This window comes from Francisella sp. 19S2-4, from assembly GCF_036281795.1.
Taxonomy (GTDB): domain Bacteria; phylum Pseudomonadota; class Gammaproteobacteria; order Francisellales; family Francisellaceae; genus Francisella.
This window is the reverse complement of the sequence record NZ_JAWUZH010000002.1, coordinates 63,249-89,365: the sequence shown is the minus strand read 5'-3', so window position 1 is coordinate 89,365 and position 26,117 is coordinate 63,249. Positions and strand designations below refer to the sequence as shown.

The following is a 26,117-nucleotide window of genomic DNA, read 5'->3' as shown; positions in this document are numbered from 1 at the left end:
TTATTCTCCTAATTTAGTAAGAGTTTTAATAACGCCATTTTTATTAATTTCTTCAATAAAAAATACTATTTTTTCTTTTAAATCTTTATTTGTTGCTATTGTTTCTGGGAATATGCTTTTTAATGATAAGAAACAATTAACTATATCAGTAATTTGAGTATTTTCTTGATATATTGACTTATAATCATTTTGTAGAGGATCATTAATTTCTAATATTTTTCCATATTGATCTTTACCACTACAAAATAATATCCAACCAGCTAATCCTAGAGCCAAAATATCATAATTTTGTTTTTTTTCTAAAAGATGTGCTAAAGATCCTAACCATCTTTGAGGAATTTTTTTAGAGCCATCCATAGCAATCTGTTCAGTCTTATGCTTTAAATGAGGGTTAGCAAATCTATGTAAAAGTTTATCAGCATATTTGCTAGTTGAGATCTCTTGTGGTAAACCATCTACTAATGGAGCTGCAATTTCTAGCATATATTTTTTAATAAAACTATAAAACTCAGACTTAGATATAACTTCATCTACTGTTTTTAAACCAGCATAGGCCCCAAGATAAGCGATCAAACTATGACTACCATTTAGCATAGTTAGTTTTAATTTCTCGAAAGGTTCTATATCTTTAACAAACTCAACCCCAACTTTTTCTAGAGCGGGGCGACCATTAGTAAAATTATCTTCGATAACCCATTGAGAGAACTCTTCAGTTGCTACTGCTGAGATATCTTTTTGACCAATCATATTTTCAATATTATCTAGAGTCTGTTGAGTAACTGCTGGAACAATTCTATCTACCATTGAGCTAGGGAAACTCACATTCTCTGCTACCCAAATACTAAACTGTTTATCTATTTTACTTGAGAAGTTTAGAATAGCCTTTTCTAAAATTTTACCATTATTTGGCATATTGTCACAACTTAGTAGAGTAATAGTCTCATGATTTTCTTGCCAACGTTTATGTAACCCTGCAACTGTAATTCCTATAGCGGTTTTAGGAAAGTTAATATTAGCTAAATCATAAACTATATCAGGATTTTCAAAATTTAATTCTTGAGTTGATAAGTCAACATAATAGCCTTTTTCTGTTACTGTATAGGTGATTATTTTTATATTAGGATCTGAGATTTTAGTTATTAGATCTTGAGATTGACCATTACCTGCAAAGTAAACATCTTTTAATGCACCTATTATAGTGTTTTTAGTACCGGATTCATCATTGGTTGATAATGTATATAAGCAATCATTTGCTTTTAGATCATCAATTAATTTTTGATTAGTTCTAATTGTACCACTTATATAACCCCAATTTAGGGCATCTTGATCACCAGTATTAAGTAATTTGTTAATATAGAACACTTGATGAGCTCTATGAAATGCTCCTATACCTATATGCAATATACCTGGGTTTAAATTATTACGTTCATAGTTTGGTAAACTACAATTATGTAATTTTTGAAGATTAAGCATTATATTCTAAATCCTTATTCATATTGATTATTTGAGGTTGAGTAACTCTAAAGTTCTCATGACCATCATATTTCCAACTAATATCCAGTTTAGCATTTTTATTTGTAAGTTGAATATGTAAAATACCACTTTTATTATTTAGGTATTCCATACTCTCACCATCATCTAAATATATTTGATGCAGAGTAGTTTCTTTATTTAAAGAAGGATAAATTTTATATGCTAAATTTTGCTCAAAATTATTAAATTTAGCCTTTTGTTTATTTATAACAATTACACTTCCTTCTTTAACAAATATTGGAATACTTTGTATATCAACATTTAAGCTAATAGTTTTACCACCTTGATAAATTTTACCAGTATAATAGTCATACCAGTTTGAACCCTCAGGTAAGTATATTTCTCGAACTCTTTGATGTTTCTCTAAAATATTTGCTATAAGTAGGTTTCCTATCATAAAGTCTGGAGTCTCTTGAAATGTTTTCACATCATTTTCAAAATCATAAAAAGTTGGTTTAATAACAGGCTTAGCATTTTTATAAGCTTGATAACATAATTGATAAATATAAGGAATTATTTCATTACGTAAGTCAAAAGCAGCTTGAATAGTTTCTAAAGCTTCTGGATACATCCAAGGAGTGTTTACTGATTTATCATCATTCCATGAATGAATAGTAAATCTAGGATAAAATATACCATGTTGAATCCAACGTATTAATAACTCGGGCTCTGGGGCAGGACCACTAAAGCCACCAATATCATGCCCAAAGTTATAAATACCAGATAAAGATAAGCCCTTAGACATTTCTAAGTTATATTTTAAAGTTTTCCATTCAGTATAGTTATCACCAGTCCAAGTTTGAGCATACCTTTGTAGTCCTGCACATCCTGATCTTGTAATTAGATAAGGACGCTTGTTTGGAGCAAAAGCTTTTTGAGCTTCAAAACTAGACTTAGTCATAAGAAGCGCTTGAACAGGCTTTATATGTTTGATTTTTATTTCTTTACCAAAGCCATAGCATACGGCATCACCATTATAGACTTCATATTCATTATTATCATTCCACGTAGATTCTATACCTTTTTCTAGAAGCTGTCTTGTAACATTGTCTTGCCACCAATCTATGGTTTTTGGATTTGTAAAATCTAAGTAGTAACCTAGTTCATCCCAATATTGTACAAGTTCAGGTTTAGTATAATATTTGTTATATACAAAGCCATTAAAACTAGCTACCTCATCTAATTTAGGATGATCTTGGAGTAAGCAAGGTTTAATATTTGCACATAGTTTAATACCATTATCATAATATTTTTTAGTAAAAGCTTCTATGTGTGGGAATTTTGAATGATTCCAATTAAAGACATATCTCTTGTTTCCAATAGATGTATATCCTGAACTTAGTTGGAACGAACCACATTGAATATTATATTTTTGACAGTCATCAATAAAATGATCCATTTGATCTTGAGCATCTGGGAGATCTGTATATGTCATTGTTGAGCCTGAATAATATAAGCTCCAATAGGGTGGTAGTATAGTTTTTCCTGTGATTGTACTAAAAGTTTCTGTAATATCAGCAATCTTATCACCAACTATAAAATAATAATCTAAATCTCCAGCTTTAGCCTCATAACTAATATAGGGACCATGATAGTTATCAATCTCTTTACCAAAATTAAAAACACTATCACTTAAATTATCATAGAAAATTCCAAAAGAACTTTTATTTGTAGGATTATGAGATATGAAAAAAGGAATGTGCTTATATAAAGGATCGGAGCTTTCAGCATCATAACCCATAGGGTCAATTGATTTCATTTCATAACGTTTTTTATCACGGTTAAGAGAACCAGTCTTTTCACCAAGACCAAAAAACATAGCATCACAATCTTTTTTCATAGCATGATATACACCTCGATCTGACCAAAAGTCTAAGTTATATGCTTGGGTTTGTAAATCTTGAGATACCTTAATCCATTTATTAGAATCATCTTTTTTATACCAACTTATAATAAAACCATTAAGTTTTACTTCACACTTTAGTTTGCTAGTTTCTATAGTTGTAAAACTATCATTGCCATAAGCATCAAATTCAGGACAGTTAAAGCTAGATATATCTAGTCTATTAATCCCTTCAAAAGGTATATCATCTTTTGTTATTGACCATGTTTTATCTAATACTGGCTTTAAAGATTTAGTAAAAAGTATTCTAAAAATATTTTCCTCTAATACATAGACTCTAACAAAAATTTGTTTCTCTGGTTGTTCAAATAAAATATGATCAGCTCGAGTATCTCTTAATTCAAATTTGCAAATATCTAACATAATTTATAATCCTAAAATGCGTTGTTTCGACCCCAAGTTTTTTCATGAGGCCAGCCAGTAAGTTCTTCTACTACTTTAACTGCTTCAGTTGGAGCATCTTCTAATATACCTCCATTTCTAAGTCTTTCAAGCTCACTAACTAATATAGAATGTTTTGATTGAGTCAATCTAAATCTTGAGCTAGCTATAGCTCCTATAATACAAAATAAAATAGTTCCTCCAATGAAGCAAATATTTATTCCCAATAAAGCAGAACTTGGTTGAATTACAGCGCCTGCTTTAAAATTAAATATAGATAATGTAAAACCAACTATTGCAAAGGCTAATGCTTGAATTAGTTTACGTGAAACAGTCATTGTACTTGCAAAAGTTCCTTCTCTTCTTTTTGTTGTTAAAGCCTCATCAATATCAGCTATAAAATTATAAATATTCCAAGGAGTAAAATAACATCCAGCCCTAGCAAAACCTAATACAAAAATTACTAAAACAAAAAATATTAATGAGATTGTAGGATTGAATAAAGGAATAATAATAAAGCTGACCATACTTATAAGAAGACATCCAATAGCAACACGATAACTCATTACACTACCAATCTTTATACATAAATAAGCAATTATTGGAACAGATATTACTTGAATTATTGAAAAGCAAGTATATACAACAGACGCAGAACTTACATTATAATGAAGAATAAAAGTAAAATAGTAAGCAAAGCTTGCGCCAAATACATCTAAAGCTACAAAAGCTCCTATATACATTAAAAGGTTAAGTCTAAAAGCTCTTACTTTAAGAGTTGAAAAAATATTAAGAAAAATAAATTTAATTTCTTTAATTAAAGATGAATGTTTTTTTTTTGAAACTTTAATATCTCTTTCCCATGTGAATTTGTATACAAAAATCCAAGGAAGCATAAATAAAAATGCACAGATAAGTCCCATAATTATAAAAGAAGTTTTTTCATTAGCAAAAAAATACATAATTGCGGCAGGTAAAAAACCAGCTACTATATTAGAGCTTTGTGAGAAAAGCATTCTAATTCCAGTCATTTTTGATCTGATATCATAACTATCAGTCATTTCAGCTGCTAAAGTTTCATATGGTACTTGAATCATTGAGAAAATGAAATTAAAGGCAATATATCCAAAAAGATAATACCAAAAACCAAATCCAGGAATCCATAATAAAGCAAACACCCAAACTAAAGGAGCTCCTATTACGAAGAAAAACTTTCGTCTACCTATAGGACCACGCCAATTATCTGAAATATATCCCATAATAGGATCAGCAAATACATCTAATCCTCGACCTATAGCTACTATCATTCCAGCTTCAGCTGCTGATAATCCAGCTATATTTGTATAAAAGTACATTAGCCATAAACCTAGAATAGTAAAGGCGCCACCACCAAAAAAATCACCTGAACCATAGGCAATCATATTAGGTAATCTAACTTGTTTATTTGACATTTAAGATTTAAAAATTAATAACTATGATAATCAAATATAAATTATTACTTGCTTTTTTGGAACAAAATAATAGAGATTTATCAAATTAATTATACTAATAATAAGATCAAAAAAATCTTATAAAGATAAACATATAATATATAATCATAATCAATTTTAGATAAGTTTTATGACAATGATAAATATAAGAAAGCAAAACGCATTTTTTTTATTGTGCTTTTTTGAGTATTTTGAAAGATTTGGTTATTACGGATTTAGCTATACTTCAATATTATTCTTTATGAGTAACTACGGCTTTAATTTTACAGAAAAACAGGCTGTTGTACTTTTTGGAGCATTTGCTGCTTTGAGCTATGTTTTTAATGCGGTTGGTGGCTATATAGCTGATAAGGTATTAGGTATCAAGAGGACTATGTTTACAGGTGGCATACTCTTGCTGATAGGCTATGCGATGATAGGTGTAGGAGCTTTTGTATCATTCAAAGAGTTTATATATATTGCCGTAGCATTGGTTATATTAGGGGCTGCGTTGTTTAAGCCTGCTCCGACTAATCTTATATCTAGAATATACACAGATCATTCAAAGATAGATTCTCTTTATACTATATTTTATATGTCTATTAACTTAGGCTCATTATCAGCGTCATTGCTAATACCTGTACTATCAGCAAGATTAGGGTATACATTTACATATTTTCTATGTTCTTTTGGGTTTGTAATAGCTATTGCAAATACTTTATTGAGCTATTCAAGTATAAAAGATATTGATAATGGTGTGGGCAGTACAAAGTTAGAGATTAAAACAATTTGTGGCTTTATTATAGGACTTTTGATAACAATATTTATTTTAAGCTATGTTTTAAAATATGGTTATTTATCAACTATTATTCTTTGGGTTGGGGCAATATTTATCTTTTTTATATTTGCATCACAAATTTTTATTGAAAAAGATATTCTTGCAAAGAAAAAAATCATGGTTGCTATAGTTTTACTTTTTTACGCAGTAATATTTTTTATAATATATCAGCAGAAATTTACGACAGTTCTACTTTTTAATGTTCATCATGTAAATTTACATTTCTTAGGTATGGATGTTAATGCTCAGCAAATACCAGGAGTATTGAATACCCTAGGTGTTGTAATATTGTCGCCATTACTTGCATTAATATATACCAAGCTTAAAGATAAAGATCTTTGTCTTCCACATAAATTTGCAATGGGATTATTCTTATGTGGTTTAGCGTATGGAACAATGTATTTAGCTTGTTTATTAAATGCTCCAACAGCAAAAATAAGTATTTGGTGGGAAGTTTTAGCTATTACAGTATTCTTTTCATCTGCAGAGTTACTTATAAGTGCTTTAGGATTGGCTCTTATGGCTAAACTTTTGCCTAAAAGAATTATGGGATTTGCAATGGGAACCTGGTTTATTACATCAGCAATAGGTATCAAATTAGGAACTATGATAGCAACTTATGTAAGTAGTGGAGTCAAATATGATTCTAAAGTAGGTTTTGATACACAAATGACTATTAGTAGCTATTATAGCTATCAGCACTTATTTGCAATGATATCAATAATAGCGATCGTTATTTCTATCTTTGCTTTTGTAATAGGTAAAAAACTTAATAAAATGATCCAAGATTAAATAACATAATAGAGTTGATTTCTATGCATAATTATTCATCTACTAAAAAGGCATTAATATTATTGCTATTTACTATAACAATGTGGTCAACTGCTTTTATTGGAATACGTTATCTAATGCTAGATGGATTTAGTGCAGGTGGATTATCTTTGGCTAGATATGGTGTGGCAAGTATAGTTATGTTAGTAATTTTCATTAGACAAAAAAATAAAACTATTCCTAATCTGTTAGATTTAGTAAGGTTTGCAATATTAGGATTCTTTGGTTTTTTCGCATATAACGTCTTTTTAAACACTGGAGAATCTAGAATTACAGCAGCTAATGCAAACTTTATTATTGCTCAATCACCTATTGTTGTAGCATTGTTAGCATATATTTTCTTTAAAGAAAATATCACAAAAGCTGGTATTTTTGGATTTTGTATAGCATTGATTGGTGCTGGAATAATCTTTTTATCAAAAGGAGATACTTCTTTTGAATTTATAGGTATTTGTTTTGTATATTTAGCTTGTTTTTCCGGGGCAATATATTCAATTTTTCAAAAAAGCGTGTTATCAAGATATCATCCTATAGAGGCAGTTGCTTACTTTATCTGGTTTGGTACAGCGATGCTTTTAGTATATTCAAAAGAAACTTTTATAGAAATTAGTTCAGCAGATTTAACTAGTATATTAGTAGTAATTTATATAGGCGTTTTTCCTGGAGCATTAGGTTATTTATTTTGGGGATATGCATTTAAAAATTTAAAAGCAACAGTAGCTATTGGATCATTATATTTTATGCCAATAATATCAATATTTCTTGGTTGGATTTTTTTGAGAGAAACTGAAAATCTAATGGGTATTATTGGAGGAGTTATAAGTGTAGTAGGGGCTTATATAATTAGTAAATATGGTTTAAGTAAAAAAACTAATTAAAACCTTTAAAGTTTGTTACTTGCAACATTTTAATAACCCCCATTTTTGTCTATAATATCTCTCAAGTTTTTAAATAAAGGATAAATATGCAAATAGTTGATCAAATGAAAGATAAAGCTTTAGAAGAGCTTAATCTTGTCACAGATAAGAAGTCTCTAGATGATATTAGAGTCAAATATCTTGGTAAAAAAGGTGAGTTGACAGGTATGATGAAGCTAATAGCTACATTACCTAATGAAGAAAAACCAAAGCTAGGCCAAGCTGTAAATATTGCTAAACAAGCTTTACAAGAAGCTATTAATACAAAATTAGCTTTTTTTGAAGAGTCAGAGTTAAATGAAAAATTAGCAAAAGAAAAAATTGATGTAACCTTAAGTGGTGTAGGGCAAAATCAAGGCTCTTTGCATCCTGTTACAAAAACTTTAAATAGAATAGAATCGTTTTTTAAGCAAAATGGTTTTGCTATTGAATTTGGTCCAGAGATAGAAAGTGACTATTATAATTTTGAAACTTTAAATATCCCATCACATCATCCAGCACGTGCGATGCATGATACTTTTTATATTGATGATACTCATGTTTTAAGAACACATACATCTGGCGTACAAATTAGAACTATGGAAAAGCAAGAGCCGCCAATTAGAATAATTGCTCCAGGTAGAGTTTACCGTTGTGATTCAGATATTACACATACACCTATGTTTCATCAAGTTGAGGGACTACTTGTAGAAAAAGATGTATCTTTTGCTGATTTAAAAGGTTTATTACATGCATTTTTAAATTCATTTTTTGAGAGAGATTTACAAGTACGCTTTAGACCTTCATATTTTCCATTTACAGAACCTTCAGCTGAGGCTGATATGGAGTGTGTGATGTGTAATGGTGAAGGATGTAGAGTATGTAAGCATACAGGCTGGTTAGAGGTACTAGGTTGTGGTATGGTTCATCCCAAAGTCTTAAAAGCTGGAAATGTTAATTCTGAAGAGTATCAAGGATTCGCTTTTGGTATGGGTGTAGAAAGATTGGCTATGCTTAGATATGGAATTGATGATCTAAGAATGTTTTTTGAAAATGATCTAAGATTTTTAAAACAGTTTTAATTATTATTTGAGGTTTATAAATGAAATTTTCACATAATTGGTTAAATGAATATCTAACTGATACTCAAGAGAGCCAAAATTTAGCAGATACATTAACTTCAGCAGGCTTAGAAGTTGATGCTGTAGAGTCAGTAGTGGCAGAAAAAGTAAGTGGTGTAGTAGTTGGGCAGATTAAAACTATTAATAAGCATCCAGATGCAGATAAACTAAATGTTTGTAGTGTAGATGTAGCAGAAGGCGAGCTTCTAACTATAGTTTGTGGCGCTAATAATATTTATGAAGGTATGAAAGCACCCGTTGCAAAAATAGGGGCTATATTACCAGGGAACTTTAAAATTAAAAAATCTAAACTTCGTGGTCAAGAGTCTTTTGGAATGATGTGTTCAGAGGAGGAATTAGGTTTAGCTGAAAAAGCAGATGGTTTGATGGATCTGCCAGTAGATGCTCCAGTAGGTGAGGATATTAATAAATATTTAAATTTATATGACAATATTATAGAAGTTGATCTAACACCAAATAGGGCAGATTGTCTAAGTGTATATGGTATTGCTAGAGAAGTATCAGCTCTTGCAAAAACACAGCTTAAAGAATTAGAAATCTCAGATACTGAAATAGATATTAAAGATACTAAAGAAGTAAATATAATTGCTACAGATGCATGTAAGTCATATTATGGATGTATCATTAAGAATGTTAATAATAAAGTCCAAACACCATTATGGATGGTTGAAAAACTAAGAAGAAGTGGTGTGGGAAGTATTTCATTCTTTGTGGATGTAACAAATTATATAATGCTTTTGACAGGTCAGCCAATGCACGCTTTTGATCTTAATAAATTAGAAGGTAGTATAAATGTTCGTTATGCAAAAAATCACGAAGAATTAACTCTTTTAGATGAAACGCAAGTAAAACTAGAATCAGATACATTAGTAATTGCAGATGATAAAAAAGCTTTAGCAATAGCTGGAGTTATGGGTGGACTTGATTCATCAATAACTGCAGATACTTCAGATATATTTTTAGAAAGTGCTTTCTTTGTTCCTGAGAAGATTGCTGGCAAAGCGCGTAAATATAATCTTCATACAGATTCATCACATCGTTTTGAAAGAGGAGTTGATCCAAAACTAGCAAAAAAAGCTATGAAATTAGCTATTAAATTGATAACAGAGTTTGCTGGTGGCGATGTGGCACCAATTCATGGTAGTGAAGATCTAGAAAGCTTAAATAAGCAAATTAAAATAAATCTTTCTATTGATAAGTTAAATCGTGTTTTAGGAACAGAATTTAATCTTGATTATGTTACGAAAGTTTTAGAAGCATTGCATATGAGTGTTGATACAACTTTTGATAGTAACTTTATCGAAGTAACTCCACCATCATATCGTTTTGATATGGAAATACCAGAAGATTTAATCGAAGAAGTTGCTCGTATATATGGATATTCTAAACTTCCTGAAACTATGCCTAAATATGCTGCTTCTAAAGTTAATATTTCAGAAACACAGCAATCTTTAGATGTATTAAATGCTAGGTTGGTAGATAGAGGATATCATGAAACTATTAATTATAGTTTTATAGATCCCAAGTATGATGAGTTTTTCTTTGAGCAAAAGGGCATAGCTATACAGAATCCAATATCTCAAGATTTATCTGTAATGAGACAGTCATTAATTCCTGGATTAATAAATTCTTTTAAAGCAAATACAGCTCGTCAACAAAATAGAATAAGAATATTCGAAAAAGGAGCTTGTTTTAAATTAGAAAATAATCAAAGAGTTCAGTTTGATAGAATTGCAGGTTTAGCTTATGGAGATTTACTAAATATTAACTGGTCAAATACTAAGAAAATAGATTTTTTTGATGTTAAGGCTGATATTGAAGCTCTATGTAGTGATGTGGCTAATTTAAGTTTTGAAGTTTGTGATAATGTAAACTGGCTTCATCCTGGTCAATCTGCGTATATTTTAGTAGATGGTAAGAGAATAGGTCTAATAGGTGTAATTAATCCAACTGTATTAAAAACTTTCCAAATTAAAGCAAAGGCTCCAATAGTTTTTGAGATAGATTTAAAAGTTTTAACTAAAAAGCAAATACCTAGTTTTGAAAAAATCTCTAAATATCCATCAGTATCAAGAGATATTTCATTCTTAGTAGATAAGTCTGTATTTGCTGGGGATATTACAAAAACTATAAAAGATTTGAATATCAATATTTTAAAAGATGTAAATATTTTTGATATTTATGAATCGCAAGAAAATGATAAAAAGAGTATAGCTCTTAGTATGATTTTCCAAGATAATGCTCAAACTTTAGATGATAAGATAATCATCGAAAGTACAGATAAAGTTTTAGAAACTTTAAAAACCAAGTTTGATATTGAGCAAAGAGTATAAGCTAATATAAGTTTATAGTATTAAAGGAGATAAGTTATGTTAAATATAGATACATCATCGCCGGTTTTAGTAACTGGAGCAACAGGATATGTTGCAAGCTGGATTATTAAAGAATTATTAGAGAATGGTGTTGATGTTCATGCAGCTGTACGTAATCCTTTAGATACAGATAAAAACACACATCTAGATAAAATAGCTAAGAATAGTCCAGGAACTATAAAATATTTTAAAGCAGATTTATTAAATGATGGATCATTTGCTGAAGCTATGGAGGGGTGTTCCATTGTATTTCATACAGCATCACCTTTTAAACTTAATGTTAATGATCCTCAAAAAGATCTTATTGATCCAGCTAAATTTGGCACACATAATGTTTTATCACAAGCGTCTAAAACATCTAGTGTTCGTAGAGTTGTTTTGACTAGTAGCTGTGCAGCTATTTTTAGTGATAATAAAGATTTAGAGAATACACCGCTAGGTATTTTTACTGAGGAAATATGGAATACTTCATCAACAGTGAAGCATAACCCATATTCACTATCAAAAACTTTAGCTGAAAAAGAAGCATGGAACATCGCTAAAAATCAAAATCAGTGGGATTTGGTTACAATAAATCCTACTTTAGTTATGGGTCCAGGGCTAAATCCTAAAGCAACATCTGAGAGTTTTAATTTAATCCGTCAACTTGGTGATGGAACGATGAAAGCTGGAGTTCCAAATTTAGGATTAGGTATTGTTGATGTTAGAGATGTTGCTAAAGCACATATTGCGGCAGCATTTATCCCTGATGCCAATGGTCGTTATATTATCTCTGGTCACAATACAAGCTTGCCAGAAATGGTTAAACTTTTATTACCTCATTTTGGAGATAAGTATCCATTGCCTAAAAAAGTATTACCTAAAAGTTTAGTTTGGCTTTTTGGTCCTATGACTAATTCTAGTTTAACTCGTAAATTTATTTCAAAAAATGTAAATTATCCATGGATTGGTGATAATTTAAAAAGTGTGAGAGAGTTAGGAATGACTTATCGTTCATTATCTGAAACAATGAATGATTTTTTCCAGCAAATGATAGATTCTAGTCAAATTTAGAATAATAAAATACTCCTTGCATCAAACTTAAAGGAGTAAGTAGATGAAAATACTTTTGATTAGAGAGTATTTTATTAATCTTTTTAAACTATGCTTGTAAGATTAAATTTTCTTGTTTACCTAAACCTTCTATTTCTAATTCAAGAATATCATTTTCTTTTAAATAATTAGCTTCTAAACCAAGTATTTCATTTTCTAATTGAACCCCTTGAGGTGTGCCTGTCAAAATAATATCACCAGGCTCTAGAGTGAAGTACTCGCTTAATTTAGCGATTATATTAGGAATACTAAAAATCATTGTTTTTGTAGAACCATCTTGTACTAACTTATTATTAACTTTAGTCTTTATAAATAGATTTGAAGGATCAATTTCATCTTTACTAACTAAATATGGACCAAGAGGGCAGAAAGAGTCACAGCTTTTACCCATATTATATTGTCCAGGCTTCTGGAATTGTAGTATTCTATCTGAAGCATCATTACTAAGGCAATATCCAAGAATATACTCATGAGCATTTTCTTCTTTAATATCCTTAGCAGCTTTACCAATAATTACAGCTAATTCGTTTTCATAATCAAGCTTACCACCAGTTTTTGGAATATAAATTGGATCATATGGTCCTGCAATACTGCTTGATGGTTTTTGAAAAAATATAAAGTTTTCTGGTTTAACTTTAGGTCCACCTAGAAAATTTACTCTTTCTAAGTGATCTAAATAGTTCATACCAACTGCTACTATTTTTCCTGGGTTTTGTATACAATTTTTAATATTCTTTTTTTCTATATTATCTGTAAGTATTGGTAATGAATTTAAATCAATATTATTTATTATCGAATTTAATTTGTCGATGTTTTGAGGACAAATATCATTTATATATTTTTCAATATTATATAACGTATCATTTGATAGAATACATGGATATATATTTCCCTCATGTTTATAACGTAAAAATTTCATAGGATACCTCCTTTAGGGCATAATTTTTAATATTCTAAAATAAAAATATTAGCATATAGGTAAAAGTATTTAATAATGGTACAGTGTATTGCATTATGATTCAATAGTTATATTAAAAATATTTTAATTTTAGATTTTTATAGCAAATAAGATATAGAGAGTATTATCATTTAATGACTTAAAAATAAGTTCTTATAATTCCAAAATATTCATGAATAATTCTTTGAGTTATATAAAAATTATAGGCACTTGGTAATATTTTAATATCTGGAACAAGTTTAGATGAGGCTAGACTAATAGTATTAATATTAAACTTATCAAAAAGTATTTTAGCTCTCTTATAATGAATGCCGCCAGTTACTAAGCAATAAGTTTTATCTTTTTCTAAAAGTTCTTTAGTATATTTAGCATTTTGATATGTATTTTTGGATTTTTTTTCTAATAAAATATCAGAACTAGGAATACCTAATTTATTTAATTCTTTTGTATAAATTTCAGCTTCTGATATTTTTTCTCCCTTAGGTATGCCGCCAGTTACTATAATTTTTTGCGGATATTTATTATAAATTTCAGCAGTTTTGAGTATACGATCATATGATCCAAGACTTGGTTCTAATTCCCCAAAAGCGTTATTTAGACCAGCTCCTAACATAATGATACCATTTGTACTAGCACATGCTTTTATATCTGATGTTTCTGATTGAATTGGTTTTGCTAAAAAATATCCTAAAATACCACTACCAATCAGATAGTAAATTATAGTTAGAACTATTAAAAAATATCTTAAATATCCTTTTGAACAAATACAACTAATGATTAAAGCAATTAAAAATAAACAACCAATATCTAATAAATTACTCATATTAACCTTATATCTGTTTGGCAAAGAAACCACCGAGCATTTGAGTAAAAGTTTCAGTATTTTTATTATTACATCCACGAAATGAAACACAAGTATGTTTAGCAGTTATTTTCACAGAGACATCTTCTGTACCGAGGATGAACTTTAAACATTCAAATATTTGTGCAGTCATTCTTTCTTGTATTTGAGGACGTCTAGCAAAGAAGTCACAGATGCTGTTTATACGACAAAGACCAATAATATTGTTGTTCTTTGGAATAAATGAGACTTCTGCAGAGCCTTCAAATGGTACAAAGTGATGTTCACAAAAAGACATTATAGTAATATTTTTTTGAGTTAAAACACCATTATATTTAAACTCATTTTCATATAAAGCGCAGGCAGGAAAATTATCATAATTTAGACCATTAAAAATTTCTTGGGAAAACATTCTAGCTATTCTAAATGGAGTCTTTTCAAATTCTGAAGTATTTAAGCCTAAAGTATCTAATATTTCACGATATGCTTTAGAGATTTTTTCTATTTTTGTATCATTATTAGTATTAAATTCTCTTGGTTGTTCTAAGCCTAACTTTATCAGATGATCTCGAACATTTTTGCCTAGCTCAGAACAGTATGTGTTTGACATTTTTAGTTTTAAATCTCATATAATTGAGTGTTAGCGATATTATATTATTTAATAAATCATCTTTATAGGGTAAATATTATTTATTAGTGTTAATATAGCTAGGTTAAAAAATATAGGAAATAAATAAATGCAATTCTCAGACTTAGGTTTAAATTCTTCAATTTGTAGTGCCTTAGATAAAAAAGGCTATACTAAGCCAACAGCTATTCAGTTAAAAGCCATCCCTTTAATTTTAAAAGGTCATGATGTAATGGCATCAGCTCAAACAGGTACTGGTAAAACTGCTGGATTTACTTTACCGGTTATACAAAAGCTCTTAGATCAACCGAAAGCTCAAGCAAATAAAATTAAAGTCTTAGTTTTAACGCCAACAAGGGAACTAGCTGCTCAAATCCAAGACCAAGTTAGGTTATATGGTGAAAATACACATATTCGTTCAGCAGTTGTATTTGGAGGGGTAAGTATAAATCCACAAATGATGAAACTACGTAAGGGTGTAGAGATCTTAATAGCAACACCAGGTAGATTACTTGACTTATATAGTCAAAATGCTATTAAATTTGATAGCTTGACTACTTTAGTTCTTGATGAAGCAGATAGAATGTTGGACATGGGTTTTATTAATGATTTGAAAAGGATTCATAAATTATTACCTAAAAAAATCCAGACTTTAATGTTCTCCGCAACATTTTCACCAGAGATTAAAACTTTAGCTAGTGAATTTCTTAATAATCCTCAATCTGTATCAGCAGATATTGTAAATACTACTGTTAAAAAAATTGAGCAGAAAATCTACACTTTAGATAAAGCCAATAAGATTAATGCATTAATAGCATTGATTAAAGATCAAGATTTACATCAGGTATTGGTTTTTTCTCGCACTAAACATGGTGCAAACAAAATTTCTGAAAAACTTAATAAAGCAGATATAACTAGTAGTGCTATCCATGGTAATAAAAGTCAAACTGCTCGTACAAAAGCTTTAGCGGATTTTAAGAATAAAGAGATAAATGTATTAGTGGCTACAGATATAGCCGCTAGAGGTATTGATATTGCACAGCTTCCATGCGTTATAAATCTTGATTTACCAAATGTCGCTGAGGATTATGTTCACAGAATTGGTAGAACTGGTAGAGCAGGGCAAGATGGCTTAGCAATATCTTTGGTTAGTGCAGATGAAGTAGAATCATTATCAAATATTGAACATTTAATAGGTCATCTTTTACCGCGTGAGGAGTTAGAGGGGTTTGAAGCGACTCATAATGTACCTATAACTAGTATGTCACGTAAGACTAAAGTTAAAAAAATTGATGAAGTTAAAATAATTGCAGCCAAAAGAGCTAATAAGAATAATAGAAATAGTAGCCCAAAGAAGTCTTCAAATCATAATAATGACTTTGCTAAAAAAATTAAACAAAAGATTAATGCAAATAAGAGTGTTAGAAAGCCAAAAGGTGAAGTGCTATAAAAATAGATCTAGAAAATGAAATTTAAGTGCAAGCTTTAAATTTTTCAGTTTTTATTTCTACATCTAAATCTTTAATTTCTGATAAAAAGCTTTGGACATGTTTAGATTCTAAATGAATTTTATGACTATTTTCATCTGTAAAAGCCATAACTTCAAATACAGTACCATCATTATTACATCCTAATTCATAATGGATACATCCTAATTCTGAATTTATAGGTTTAATAAGCTTTTTAGCTAGATCATAAAGTTCTTCATTACGACCATTTTTAGAATCTAGTTTAACAATAACAATTATTTTTTCTGACATAAAAACTCTCCAATATATTAGCAATTTTATTTATGTGTGGATTAAAGTTAGTCTATCATGATTTTAATTGAAAGAATCAATATGAATGAGCTAAATTACTATATCTATATTTAGGTTTTTAAAATATTTAACAGTATTTACTAATAATTCAAAATTCTGCTTTTAAAACTTTTGACAAAAAGAGTATATTTTTTTATCATCCGTAATTAATAATCATTATCAACTCTTATTATGGCTGTAGATTATGTTTTTAAAAAATACAAATTTATAGTCAATTAATAAGATTATATTAAAATATTTTAGGAGAATAAATGTCTGACCAGACTAGATCGGCCTTGAGTTTTGTCTTATTAACATGGTTTTTAGGAAATTTAAATGTTTACTTCTTTATGCCATTTTTGCCACTAATTAAACATGATTTTATGGCTTCAGCAATAATTGTACAGTATGTAATATCAATTTTTTATATCTGTAAAGCTGGGGGAATGCTACTCTTTGGAACTATGGGCGAGATAATTGGCCGTAGAAAAGTAATGCTAATTGGTATAGCTATGATTTGTATAGCTAGTTTTATTAGCTTATTTATTACTGATATGAGAGTACTTCTAGTTTGTAGAATGTTCCAAGGTTTAGGAGTAAGTGCTACAGTATTAATGGGTCGTACAATTATCAATGATATTTATGAAGGTAAAGAGGCTGCTCGTGTATTTAGTAAAATAATGTTTGCAGCATGTCTTATTATTACATTATTACCTATATTAGGTGGATATGTTGCTAAGCTCAATAGTTATAGAATAGCATTTTTTGTAATAATGGCTTATACATTAATCATTGGAATATTTGCATATTTTTATTTACCTGAAACTTCAAAAGCTGATAATAAAGATAAGTTTGAGATATCAGCTGTATTTAAATATTATCTTACAATTCTTAGAGAAAGATATTTCCTAGCATTTATTTTATGTACAATTTTTGTAGTAGCTGGGGAGTCTGTATTTGATACAGCATCACCTTTATTGATGATGGGAACATATGGTTTCTCAACAGTTAGCTATGGCTATTTTGTAAGCTTTATGTCATTAATTAGCTGGATTGGTATCTTAGCAGCAGGGATGTTACTTAAGAAATATTCATTAGAAGAGATTATGGGTATCGGCGCTATATTGTCATTAATATCTGGTTTAATTATTCTTTTACAGATATTCTCAGGTACTATTCATTTAGCTTTCTTCCTACTAAGCATGATAGCATTCTTCTTAGGTAGTGGCTTTATATTAACAGTATTCAATGTTGGGGTAGTTAAGAATCATCAAAAAACAATAAGTATTGCATCTTCTGCATCACTTTTCTTATATTTTTCATGCTCTGCATTAGGAAGTTTTATCATTAGTCATTTCTCTAACAAGACTATAATGCCTCTTGCGATTGCAATGATTATATTATGTTTTATTGTATTTTTATTCTGGCTAACTTTATTAGCTCCATTAATAAGACTAAATTCTAGCCAAACTGTAAATGGTTGATTTTTTAAATTGCTCTTTCTCTAAACCATTTAGTGATAACATATTTTTCACCTTTAATAATAGGCTTTGCCCAGTGAAGAGTATCTGGATTAACTCTACCTTTTTCATCTAGACTATTCCAGATAACAGCTGTTCCTAGTTTAGGTTTGACAGATAAACTAAGTTTAGGAAAATCAGTATGACCACCTTCTTCAACGTCATTCAAATAGATCATAAACGTCCAAGTTCGTTGTCCTTGTCTTGCTGTAAATTTATCATATCCAGTAGTACCTTTTTTAAAGTAATCTGTATGCAGTTTAAACTCATTACCAATTTGATAATATTGACCTTGTATTATCTCTGAATATTTAGGATCAATGTCTAAATAATCTGCTATCTTTTGATCAATATATTTTATAAATTCATCATTATAAATCCCTAGATCACAAGTTTGACTTGTACGAAAATATTGATCAGTTTCATTTGGGTTTGTAATAGTTGATGGTCGAAGATTTTTCTTAATTCTCTCTACTACTTGTTCACATTCTTCTTTGGATAGGAAATCATGTTGAATATATGCTCTAGCTTTATTACAAGTTACTTTTTGAGCCTTTTTAAATCTATCCTCAGAAACATTAAATAGTTGTGGTGGAGCTACTTCATTATTAATAAGATTTTTTAAATATTGACTTAGTTCTTCTAACCCCAAAGCAGATTGAATTACCTAGGGTCAAATTCATTATCTAACATTATTTTAAATAATTCTTCTTTATTACAACCTCTTTCAATATTTTCTTTTACCCATGCTTGCCAAGATGCCTCTAGTTCGGTGATCATTTTTTAGATTTATATAGTTTAACTTTGTTTCAAGTTTAATTGATATAGAGTTATTTATCTAGCAACTACCGCTGTACCATAGCAAAAAACTTCTGTACCACTAGTGTTACCTCCAAGACTACTAGAGTCATATCTAATAGCTATAATAGCGTTAGCTCCTAGCTTTTTGGCTTCCTCTATCATCTCTTGTTCTGCATGTAATCTAGCTTCCTTACAAACATTCGTATAAGAAGTATTTTTACCGCCTACAATATTTTTTAGGCCTCCTAAGATACCTTGAGTAATAGTTGGAGTACGGACGATTATTCCTGTTACTAGACCTTTATGTTCTAAGATTTCTCTTTTACCAAGACTATCTGCTGTAGTTAATAACATAATAAAATATCCTTTTATTTTTTATTCATGTGTACAGAAGTATTTATGTATGTTCCACCAACCCCATCACCCGTATAATTAATATCTACAAGATAATTTTTTTCAGAAATGAGATCTTCCATGCTTCATTCCAAGTAGGAACATTTACTAACTTTTCAGAATCTTTACTACCCCATGGTACAACTTTAGCTTGTGTAACAGTAGATGTTATATATGGTTTTATATTTGATATATCTTTAATATTGCATCCTTGGACACTTAATACAGGGGCTATTTGTTTGAGAGTATCATATTTCAGAGTTTTCTTTGCATAACTTCCTTCGAAGATCGCTCCTTGTGGTACAGCACTCCCTTTTTGTAAAAAGCTAAAAGTTACTTTATTTGTTTTAATATCTTCATTATAGTTTACAGTTGTTTGCTCTTTTTTATTACAGGCATCAGTGTATACCCATTGATCTTGCCAAATAATTTGATTATCTTTTTCTTTAGGCTGTTGACTATGGATTATGTCAAGATCTTTGATTTTACCTTGTTGTGTGCAAATTCCTTGTATTGAGTTTTTTGCTAAGATATTTTGAAAAACGCTAATTTGTAACAATTTATACTTGGCTTTATCTTTTAAAATAGATTTTGAAAGATCAGTTTGAGATAAGGCAAAAGTTGAAGAACTTAATAAGATACTAGTAATTATAATAATTTTTTTCATTATTACTCCTAGACTAGAGTTACAAGTTCTTCAGAACTAGTAGGGTGGATAGCTATAGTATCATCAAAATCACGTTTAGTTGCACCCATATTGATAGCTACTGCAAATCCTTGAAGCATCTCATCAACATTTAGGCCGATCATATGACAACCAACTACCTTTTCATTTTCACCAGTAACAACTAATTTCATTACTGTTGGCATTCTATGACCTGAGATAGCACAGTATAGAGCTGTAAAGCGAGATTTGTAAACTTTTACATTATCATCACCATATTTTTCTCTTGCCTCTTTCTCTGATAGGCCAACAGTACCAATAGCAGGGTGTGAAAATATAACTGTAGGAATATTTTTAAGGTTAGCTTTTAAGTCTGTTTCATTATTAAAAAGTCTACGAGCTAGATACCTACCTGTTTTAATAGCTACTGGTGTTAGTTGAGGAACACCAGAGGCATCACCTAGAGAATATACGCCATCAACATTTGTTTCGCACCAATCATTAGCAGGGATTATCCCCTTGTCAGTTATTTTGATATCAGTATTTTTTATATCAAGATTATGGGTGTTAGGGGCGCGACCTGTTGCCCATATTAAAGTATCAACATCTTCTAAAATTTTACCAGTATCGGTAGAGATTTTTAGAGTATTACCAGTTTTTTCAACATTAGTAATATTTGTATGGTTTAGTAATTTAAGATTAGTCATTTGCATACATTCAACTAAAGTATCACTAATATCATTATCAAATTCCATTAGAGGCTTTTCTCTACGACACATTATCGTTGTATCAGTACCATGAGCATTTAAAACTCCTGCTATTTCAACACCTATATAACCACCCCCAACAATTACTGCTTTTTTAGGAGTATCTTCCAGTTCAAAAAATTCATCAGAAGTTATACCTAGCTCATGCCCTTTAATATTTTTAGGAACAATAGGGTAAGCACCTGGCGATATAAAAATATGATCTGCAGTTACCTCAGAGCCATCATCTAGAACTATAGTTTTATTGTCTTTAAATTTACCCCAGTTATTAAAATGAGTGATATTCCATTTATCAAGTAGTCTATCGTAAAAGCTATGTATATTACCAATGTACGTAGCTCTTTTTTCTTTTAGAGTACTCCAGTTAAAACCTTTAACTTCAACATCAAAACCATAGCCTGCAACATCATGTTTTAATTGCTCTGCAAGCATAGCACCGTAGAACATCGCTTTTTTTGGTACACAACCGCGGTTTACACATGTACCACCAAGTTCACGCTTCTCAATAATCGCAACTTTTTTACCAAATTTAGCAGCTTGTACAGCAGATGCTATACCGCCAGAGCCGCCACCTAAACTTATTACATCAAAGTGATTGTTTTTCATTTTTTTTCCTATATTTCTTTATTCTTCTTCAAAAAATATCTTTCTATTATCAGCTTTTTGAATAGGTCTGTCATTATTGAAAGTTAAAATATCTTTAAATGTTTGAACTTGCTTTTTAGATATATTTGCTTTTCTTTTTAATATTATCCATTTAACTCCTTCAGTACATGGTGGAGTTGTTAGAGACCCTGTATACTCATAAAAAGAATGATGTCCATTTGGGAAAGGACTATCTTCTTTATTTACAGTAAATTCATATGAGTTGGTCTGTCCAACTTTTTTGGGAATATGAGGCCATATTTTAGTAATGAAAGGATTAGTTTTCGTATCACTATACTGATAAAGCAATGCTAATACAGCTATTTTTCCATCTTTTGAAATATTTACAAAGTGAGCTTCAAAAGGATATTCTTTGCCATCCATATAATTTTCGCTTGGAGTATGAAAATGCATTTGCTTTAATTCATATTTTTGCTTACCAACGAGTATATAGCTCCCTGGTTTAAATAAAATTTGTATTGTATGACCATTATTTAATATTGATTCAACATGTAGATGATAGTCAATTTTTACTCTATCAGATTCGCTACCTTTGACAGCATTTGTTGTAATTAAATTTATAGGAGATTGCTCTTGACCTGTAGAGCATTCTTTATATTTTTCAGATAGGTCTCCCCAGTGCTCAGGACCTTCCGCACCGACATATCCCCACTGAGCACTTTCTGTATTTTTATGATCTGAATATCCAAAGCTAAAAATGCTAAAAGACGATGCTAAAATTAGTCCTTTTAAAATATTTTTATATTTCACCTTAATTTCCTTGCTATAACTTCATTATTAAATTTAAAACCCTACAATTTTAACCTTTTAAATTATAAATATATAGTGGTTTAGTCACTTGACCATATTTATCTACTTCACCAAAACCTATAGCTTTTATTTTAAAACTTTCTGGTTTTAGTTTAGTGTTTTGTATTATCTGATCAAAATCTTTTTCAAAGTTAGTTCTAGCCTCATCACTATCCAAATCAGCAGCTAATATGCTAAAGTGGGGATTAAATTGATTAAATGTATTTGGTGAACCATATTTTTTGAAAGACTCTAATTTAGTAGGATAGTATTTTACCCAACTAGGAACAGGGTAGTCTTTATTTCTATATTTAGATAAATCAGTTACAGCTTTATTTGATAATTTTTGAAGTTCTGGTGAATTTTGGATATTTAACATTACAAAACCACTTTTACCAGCGATAAATTTATCTGTTTTAATATTAAATGGAGATGTGTTTTTAGCAATTTTTGCTAGTTGTTTTTTAATATCTGGAATACTTTTACTATCAAAACTTGTTAAATAAAGTGTTAAATGTATAGGGTGGTTTTCAATAAATGGTCTAGTATTATATTTTTTGAGAACATCTGTTTTTTCTATAGAGTCATCAAAACTTCTAACATATTTGGTTGCCTTATTAGAAGGGATAAGGTAAATATTATATTGCTTAAGGCTTTCTGCAAATGCATTACAAGTTATAAGTATTATAGATATAGTTAGCAATAGTTTAGAAAATGTTCTTTTGTTCATTATATTAATACTCCTTTAGTTGATCTATGAGGGTTTTTAGTGAGTATTCTATATTAAAGTTTGCTGTATCAATTTTGATTATGTCTTGATTCCATACTTGATAATCTCTATCTAGTACATTTTGCCAAGTAGGGTATTTGTTAGGGTCTGATTTATATCTAGTTTCTACTCTATTTTGATGAATCTGTTTATCACTACAGATAACTTCGATATTTATTACTTTAGTGGAATTTATTTCAGATAGCTTATTCCATAATTTTCGAGACTCTGTGACAGGATTACAGCAGTCTATAATTATATTTTTACCAAGCTTAAGATTTTCTTTTGCTTGATAGAATGCTATTTCATAACCTTCTTTAGTTGGCTTTTGAGAATATGCTTTGTTGAGATAATATTCAATTGTATCAATCCTAAAGTAGACTGTATTAGGTATAGCTTTTGCTAGTTGCTTAGCTAAAGTTGTTTTGCCTACTCCTGGTAAACCTGAGAATATATAAGCGTTTGGCATATTTAATTTTTAGTGTATCGACATTTTGGAAAGTTACTACAACCTAGAAATATTTGTCCTTTTCTTTCTCCTTTTTTAATAACTCTTTCAACTAGCTCATTAGAACACTTTGGACAAATAGTATCTGAGTTGTATTTTTCCTTAAGATTCTTAACATGATTATAGTTATTTCTTATAGTACTTTTTTGCTTTTGATTCTTAAGAATATTACAATACTCTTGTAGTTCACTGTGAGAAAAAATATTCCCAGTTTGTCCATTTAGAAATTTTCTTAGTTTAAATATACCGTATACACCTTGAGGGATCTGAGTTTTAAAAGTAGCACTCCCTACAAAAACAACAATATTATGAACTTGTGTATCATTTAACTCTAATAAAGATTCAATAGCCTTAACATGTTTATGATTTTGATGAAGAGGGTTTTGAAATTTAGATTTGTGTTTATATATTTGCTGGGTCCAAGTTTTACTCTTAGCATCACCAAATATCCATCCTTTCATATTCTTAGTTTCTATAATAAATATTCCTGATGGAAGAAGCAGTACATGATCTATTTGAGTAGTATCTTTATCACAAGGAAGCAGTAAATTATTTAATAATATTCCTTTTTTGTCTTTAACAATATTTTTAATAGATAAAGCTAATATTTTCTCCCCAATCCATCCTTTAAAGAAAGGTGTTTTGATAAAAAGAAAAATTATTACTATAAACCATAAATACCAATAACTTAAAGCTGTGGAGATCATTGGTGAAAAAATAGCTGCCATATCCATACTTATATTATCCTCTAGTAGGAATTAAACCTCATAATCATAACTAATAGTTAGTGGTGCATGATCTGAGAACCAGTTTTCTTTGTAAACATAGTCAGACTTAGGTACAACTTTATCTTTTAGCGCAGGTGTTGAAATATGATAATCAATTCTCCAGCCAACATTCTTTGCTCTAGCTTGACCACGATTTGACCACCAAGTATATTGCAGAGGCTCATGGTTGATAACTCTAAAAGTATCAACCCAACCTAAATCATCAAATATATGATCTAACCAAGCTTGTTCTTCTGGTAATACCCCAGATGTCTTACCATAGTTAGATTTCCAGTTTTTGATATCAATCTTTTTATGTACGATATTAAAATCACCACAAACTATAAAATCTCTACCAGACTTAACTTGCTCTTTTAGGATTTCTTTGTATTTCTCAAGAAACTGCATTTTGTATTCTTGACGTACATCACCACTAGAGCCACTTGGCAGATATAAGCTAGCAATACTAAAGTTTTCATAGTCAAACTGGATATAGCGACCTTCCTCGTCTGCCCAGTCTAAGCCTAGCTCTTTTATAACCTTTATAGGTTTCTTCTTGGCATAAATAGCAGTACCACTATATCCTTTTTTAACAGCATCTTTGAAATCATAGTGATAACCTTCAGGAAAATATTGATCATCTCCCTCAAGCTGATGAAACTGTGCTTTTGTTTCTTGGATACATAAGAAGTCTACATCTTGCGATTCAAACCATTCCCAGAAACCTTTACGTGTAGCCGCACGAATACCATTAGCATTAAAACTTGTTACTTTAATCATTATAAAACTTAGATGTATAAATTATTTATTAATTAGAGATTCTAACATTTTTAGAGATAAAGTAGAGGCTGTTTTGAATAAAATTAGAATATACCTTTAGCTAACATTTGTAGGGCAGCTAAAATAATTACAACAAAGAATGTTATCTTAAGAATGTTTGTTGGAATATATGGCATTAGCTTTGAACCAATCATAGAACCCAATAATGTACCTAATGCTACTGGTAATGTTATTAAACTATCGATATAGCCAGCAAAATAATAAGTTGAAGTAGCTGCAAAAGCTGTAATTCCCATTATAAAATTACTCGTAGATGCACTGACTTTAAAAGGCACTCTCATAATGTTATCCATAGCTATGACCTTAAAAGCTCCTGCACCAATACCTAGCAAACCACCAATAAATCCAGCTCCCGACATACCTAAAAACCCTAAAATAGGTCTCTGGAGATTATATTTCTCATCTATACCATTTACATTAACACTATCATTAAGTTGTAATTTATCAGCTATCTTAGATGTTTTGAAATTCTCTTCAGGTAATGGTAGTTCTTTCTTAAAGAAACTTAAGATAGCAACAACTATCAAAATTCCACCAAAGATTATAAATAATGATTTAGATTGAAGCATGATAGCTAATTTAGCACCAAAAATAGAGCCTATTGCTGTTGCTAATGCTAAAAATAATCCTAATTTTTCTTTAGTAAAACCATGAGATTTTAAAGAAACTACAGATGTAGAAGTAGATGTACAAATTATAGCAACTAAAGATGCTCCTATAGCATGATGAATGGAAACACCTAAAACTGTAGAAAGTAGGGGGGTTATAATTAAAGCACCACCTAAGCCGATAATAGATCCAATACTTCCACCTACTATAGCAATGATAAAAATAGCTAACTCAAAAAATACTTGTTGATCCATTCTTTTTTTAATAAAACTTTTTAGTTTAGTATAACCTTTATTTATAACTTTTTTAAAATATTTGTATTTTTGCCTAAATTCTTTTAA

At 29.8% G+C, this 26,117-nt stretch carries 24 protein-coding genes; 7 read left to right on the top strand and 17 right to left on the bottom strand.

The features are described 5' to 3' along the window. The 3 genes from R8535_RS00900 to R8535_RS00890 are packed head-to-tail and all read right to left on the bottom strand — an operon-like array spanning position 1 to position 5,268. Entirely contained in the window at positions 1-1,473 is a 1,473-nt protein-coding gene (locus tag R8535_RS00900) for a mannitol dehydrogenase family protein (RefSeq protein ID WP_329495523.1), read from the bottom strand. Beyond that, a complete protein-coding gene (locus R8535_RS00895) occupies positions 1,466-3,799 on the bottom strand; it encodes a glycoside hydrolase family 31 protein (RefSeq protein ID WP_329495524.1) in 2,334 nt (777 codons plus the stop codon). The genes R8535_RS00900 and R8535_RS00895 overlap by 8 nt, the downstream gene beginning before the upstream one ends. A gap of 11 nt (positions 3,800-3,810) precedes the next feature. Next, a complete protein-coding gene (locus R8535_RS00890; RefSeq protein WP_329495525.1) occupies positions 3,811-5,268 on the bottom strand; it encodes an MFS transporter in 1,458 nt (485 codons plus the stop codon). Between the two features lie 175 nt (positions 5,269-5,443). Between R8535_RS00890 and R8535_RS00885 the strand changes: the two genes are divergently transcribed. The 5 genes from R8535_RS00885 (at position 5,444) to R8535_RS00865 (ending at position 12,418) form a co-directional block, all read left to right on the top strand. Further along, the gene (locus R8535_RS00885) at positions 5,444-6,916 is read left to right on the top strand and encodes a peptide MFS transporter (RefSeq protein ID WP_329495526.1); all 1,473 of its coding nucleotides are present in this window, start codon (positions 5,444-5,446) and stop codon (positions 6,914-6,916) included. Between the two features lie 23 nt (positions 6,917-6,939). Continuing rightward, positions 6,940-7,833 (top strand): DMT family transporter, encoded by an 894-nt coding sequence (locus R8535_RS00880; protein ID WP_329495527.1) that lies wholly within the window; start codon positions 6,940-6,942, stop codon positions 7,831-7,833. Positions 7,834-7,919: 86 nt separating this feature from the next. Next, positions 7,920-8,933 carry a phenylalanine--tRNA ligase subunit alpha gene (pheS, locus tag R8535_RS00875; protein ID WP_329495528.1) on the top strand — a complete coding sequence of 338 codons (1,014 nt, stop codon included), beginning with the start codon at positions 7,920-7,922 and terminating at the stop codon, positions 8,931-8,933. Positions 8,934-8,953: 20 nt separating this feature from the next. Beyond that, the gene (pheT, locus tag R8535_RS00870; RefSeq protein WP_329495529.1) at positions 8,954-11,326 is read left to right on the top strand and encodes a phenylalanine--tRNA ligase subunit beta; all 2,373 of its coding nucleotides are present in this window, start codon (positions 8,954-8,956) and stop codon (positions 11,324-11,326) included. Between the two features lie 36 nt (positions 11,327-11,362). Then, positions 11,363-12,418 carry an NAD-dependent epimerase/dehydratase family protein gene (locus tag R8535_RS00865; RefSeq protein WP_329495531.1) on the top strand — a complete coding sequence of 352 codons (1,056 nt, stop codon included), beginning with the start codon at positions 11,363-11,365 and terminating at the stop codon, positions 12,416-12,418. 88 nt (positions 12,419-12,506) lie between these two features. Here the strand turns inward: R8535_RS00865 and R8535_RS00860 are convergent, their stop codons facing one another. The 3 genes from R8535_RS00860 to folE form a co-directional block, all read right to left on the bottom strand. Further along, a complete protein-coding gene (locus R8535_RS00860) occupies positions 12,507-13,376 on the bottom strand; it encodes a fumarylacetoacetate hydrolase family protein (protein ID WP_329495533.1) in 870 nt (289 codons plus the stop codon). 178 nt (positions 13,377-13,554) lie between these two features. Beyond that, the gene (locus tag R8535_RS00855) at positions 13,555-14,238 is read right to left on the bottom strand and encodes a YdcF family protein (RefSeq protein ID WP_329495535.1); all 684 of its coding nucleotides are present in this window, start codon (positions 14,236-14,238) and stop codon (positions 13,555-13,557) included. Between the two features lie 7 nt (positions 14,239-14,245). Continuing rightward, entirely contained in the window at positions 14,246-14,866 is a 621-nt protein-coding gene (folE, locus tag R8535_RS00850; protein ID WP_329495536.1) for a GTP cyclohydrolase I FolE, read from the bottom strand. 127 nt (positions 14,867-14,993) lie between these two features. Here folE and R8535_RS00845 point away from each other — a divergent pair, with 127 nt between their 5' ends. Beyond that, the gene (locus tag R8535_RS00845) at positions 14,994-16,334 is read left to right on the top strand and encodes a DEAD/DEAH box helicase (RefSeq protein WP_329495537.1); all 1,341 of its coding nucleotides are present in this window, start codon (positions 14,994-14,996) and stop codon (positions 16,332-16,334) included. Between the two features lie 22 nt (positions 16,335-16,356). Here R8535_RS00845 and R8535_RS00840 read toward each other — a convergent pair whose 3' ends face one another. Continuing rightward, positions 16,357-16,644, bottom strand: a complete 288-nt coding sequence (locus R8535_RS00840; protein ID WP_329495539.1) for a putative quinol monooxygenase — start codon at positions 16,642-16,644, stop codon at positions 16,357-16,359. A gap of 311 nt (positions 16,645-16,955) precedes the next feature. On the opposite strand from R8535_RS00840, the gene R8535_RS00835 reads away from it, so the two are divergent. Further along, positions 16,956-18,167 (top strand): MFS transporter, encoded by a 1,212-nt coding sequence (locus tag R8535_RS00835; RefSeq protein WP_329495540.1) that lies wholly within the window; start codon positions 16,956-16,958, stop codon positions 18,165-18,167. Positions 18,168-18,171: 4 nt separating this feature from the next. On the opposite strand, the gene R8535_RS00830 is transcribed toward R8535_RS00835, so the two are convergent. The 10 genes from R8535_RS00830 to R8535_RS00785 form a co-directional block, all read right to left on the bottom strand. Continuing rightward, positions 18,172-18,855, bottom strand: coding sequence for a prolyl hydroxylase family protein (locus tag R8535_RS00830; protein WP_329495543.1), 684 nt, complete (start codon positions 18,853-18,855; stop codon positions 18,172-18,174). 182 nt (positions 18,856-19,037) lie between these two features. Next, a complete protein-coding gene (locus tag R8535_RS00825; RefSeq protein ID WP_329495544.1) occupies positions 19,038-19,358 on the bottom strand; it encodes a YbjQ family protein in 321 nt (106 codons plus the stop codon). A gap of 85 nt (positions 19,359-19,443) precedes the next feature. Beyond that, a complete protein-coding gene (locus tag R8535_RS00820; protein WP_329495545.1) occupies positions 19,444-20,064 on the bottom strand; it encodes a hypothetical protein in 621 nt (206 codons plus the stop codon). Positions 20,065-20,072: 8 nt separating this feature from the next. Then, positions 20,073-21,434 carry a glutathione-disulfide reductase gene (gorA, locus tag R8535_RS00815; RefSeq protein WP_329495547.1) on the bottom strand — a complete coding sequence of 454 codons (1,362 nt, stop codon included), beginning with the start codon at positions 21,432-21,434 and terminating at the stop codon, positions 20,073-20,075. 18 nt (positions 21,435-21,452) lie between these two features. Continuing rightward, positions 21,453-22,244, bottom strand: a complete 792-nt coding sequence (locus tag R8535_RS00810) for a carbonic anhydrase (RefSeq protein WP_329495549.1) — start codon at positions 22,242-22,244, stop codon at positions 21,453-21,455. A 49-nt stretch (positions 22,245-22,293) separates the two neighbouring features. After that, complete coding sequence (locus R8535_RS00805) at positions 22,294-23,013, bottom strand: 2'-5' RNA ligase family protein (protein ID WP_329495551.1); 720 nt, start codon at positions 23,011-23,013, stop codon at positions 22,294-22,296. Positions 23,014-23,017: 4 nt separating this feature from the next. Continuing rightward, positions 23,018-23,521: an AAA family ATPase gene (locus R8535_RS00800; RefSeq protein WP_329495553.1), complete on the bottom strand. Its 504-nt coding sequence runs from the start codon at positions 23,519-23,521 to the stop codon at positions 23,018-23,020. A 2-nt stretch (positions 23,522-23,523) separates the two neighbouring features. Continuing rightward, positions 23,524-24,294: a nuclease-related domain-containing protein gene (locus R8535_RS00795; RefSeq protein ID WP_329495555.1), complete on the bottom strand. Its 771-nt coding sequence runs from the start codon at positions 24,292-24,294 to the stop codon at positions 23,524-23,526. 24 nt (positions 24,295-24,318) lie between these two features. After that, positions 24,319-25,107 carry an exodeoxyribonuclease III gene (locus tag R8535_RS00790; protein ID WP_329495557.1) on the bottom strand — a complete coding sequence of 263 codons (789 nt, stop codon included), beginning with the start codon at positions 25,105-25,107 and terminating at the stop codon, positions 24,319-24,321. Between the two features lie 83 nt (positions 25,108-25,190). Further along, positions 25,191-26,030, bottom strand: a complete 840-nt coding sequence (locus R8535_RS00785) for a sulfite exporter TauE/SafE family protein (RefSeq protein ID WP_329495559.1) — start codon at positions 26,028-26,030, stop codon at positions 25,191-25,193. Positions 26,031-26,117 lie beyond the last annotated feature (87 nt).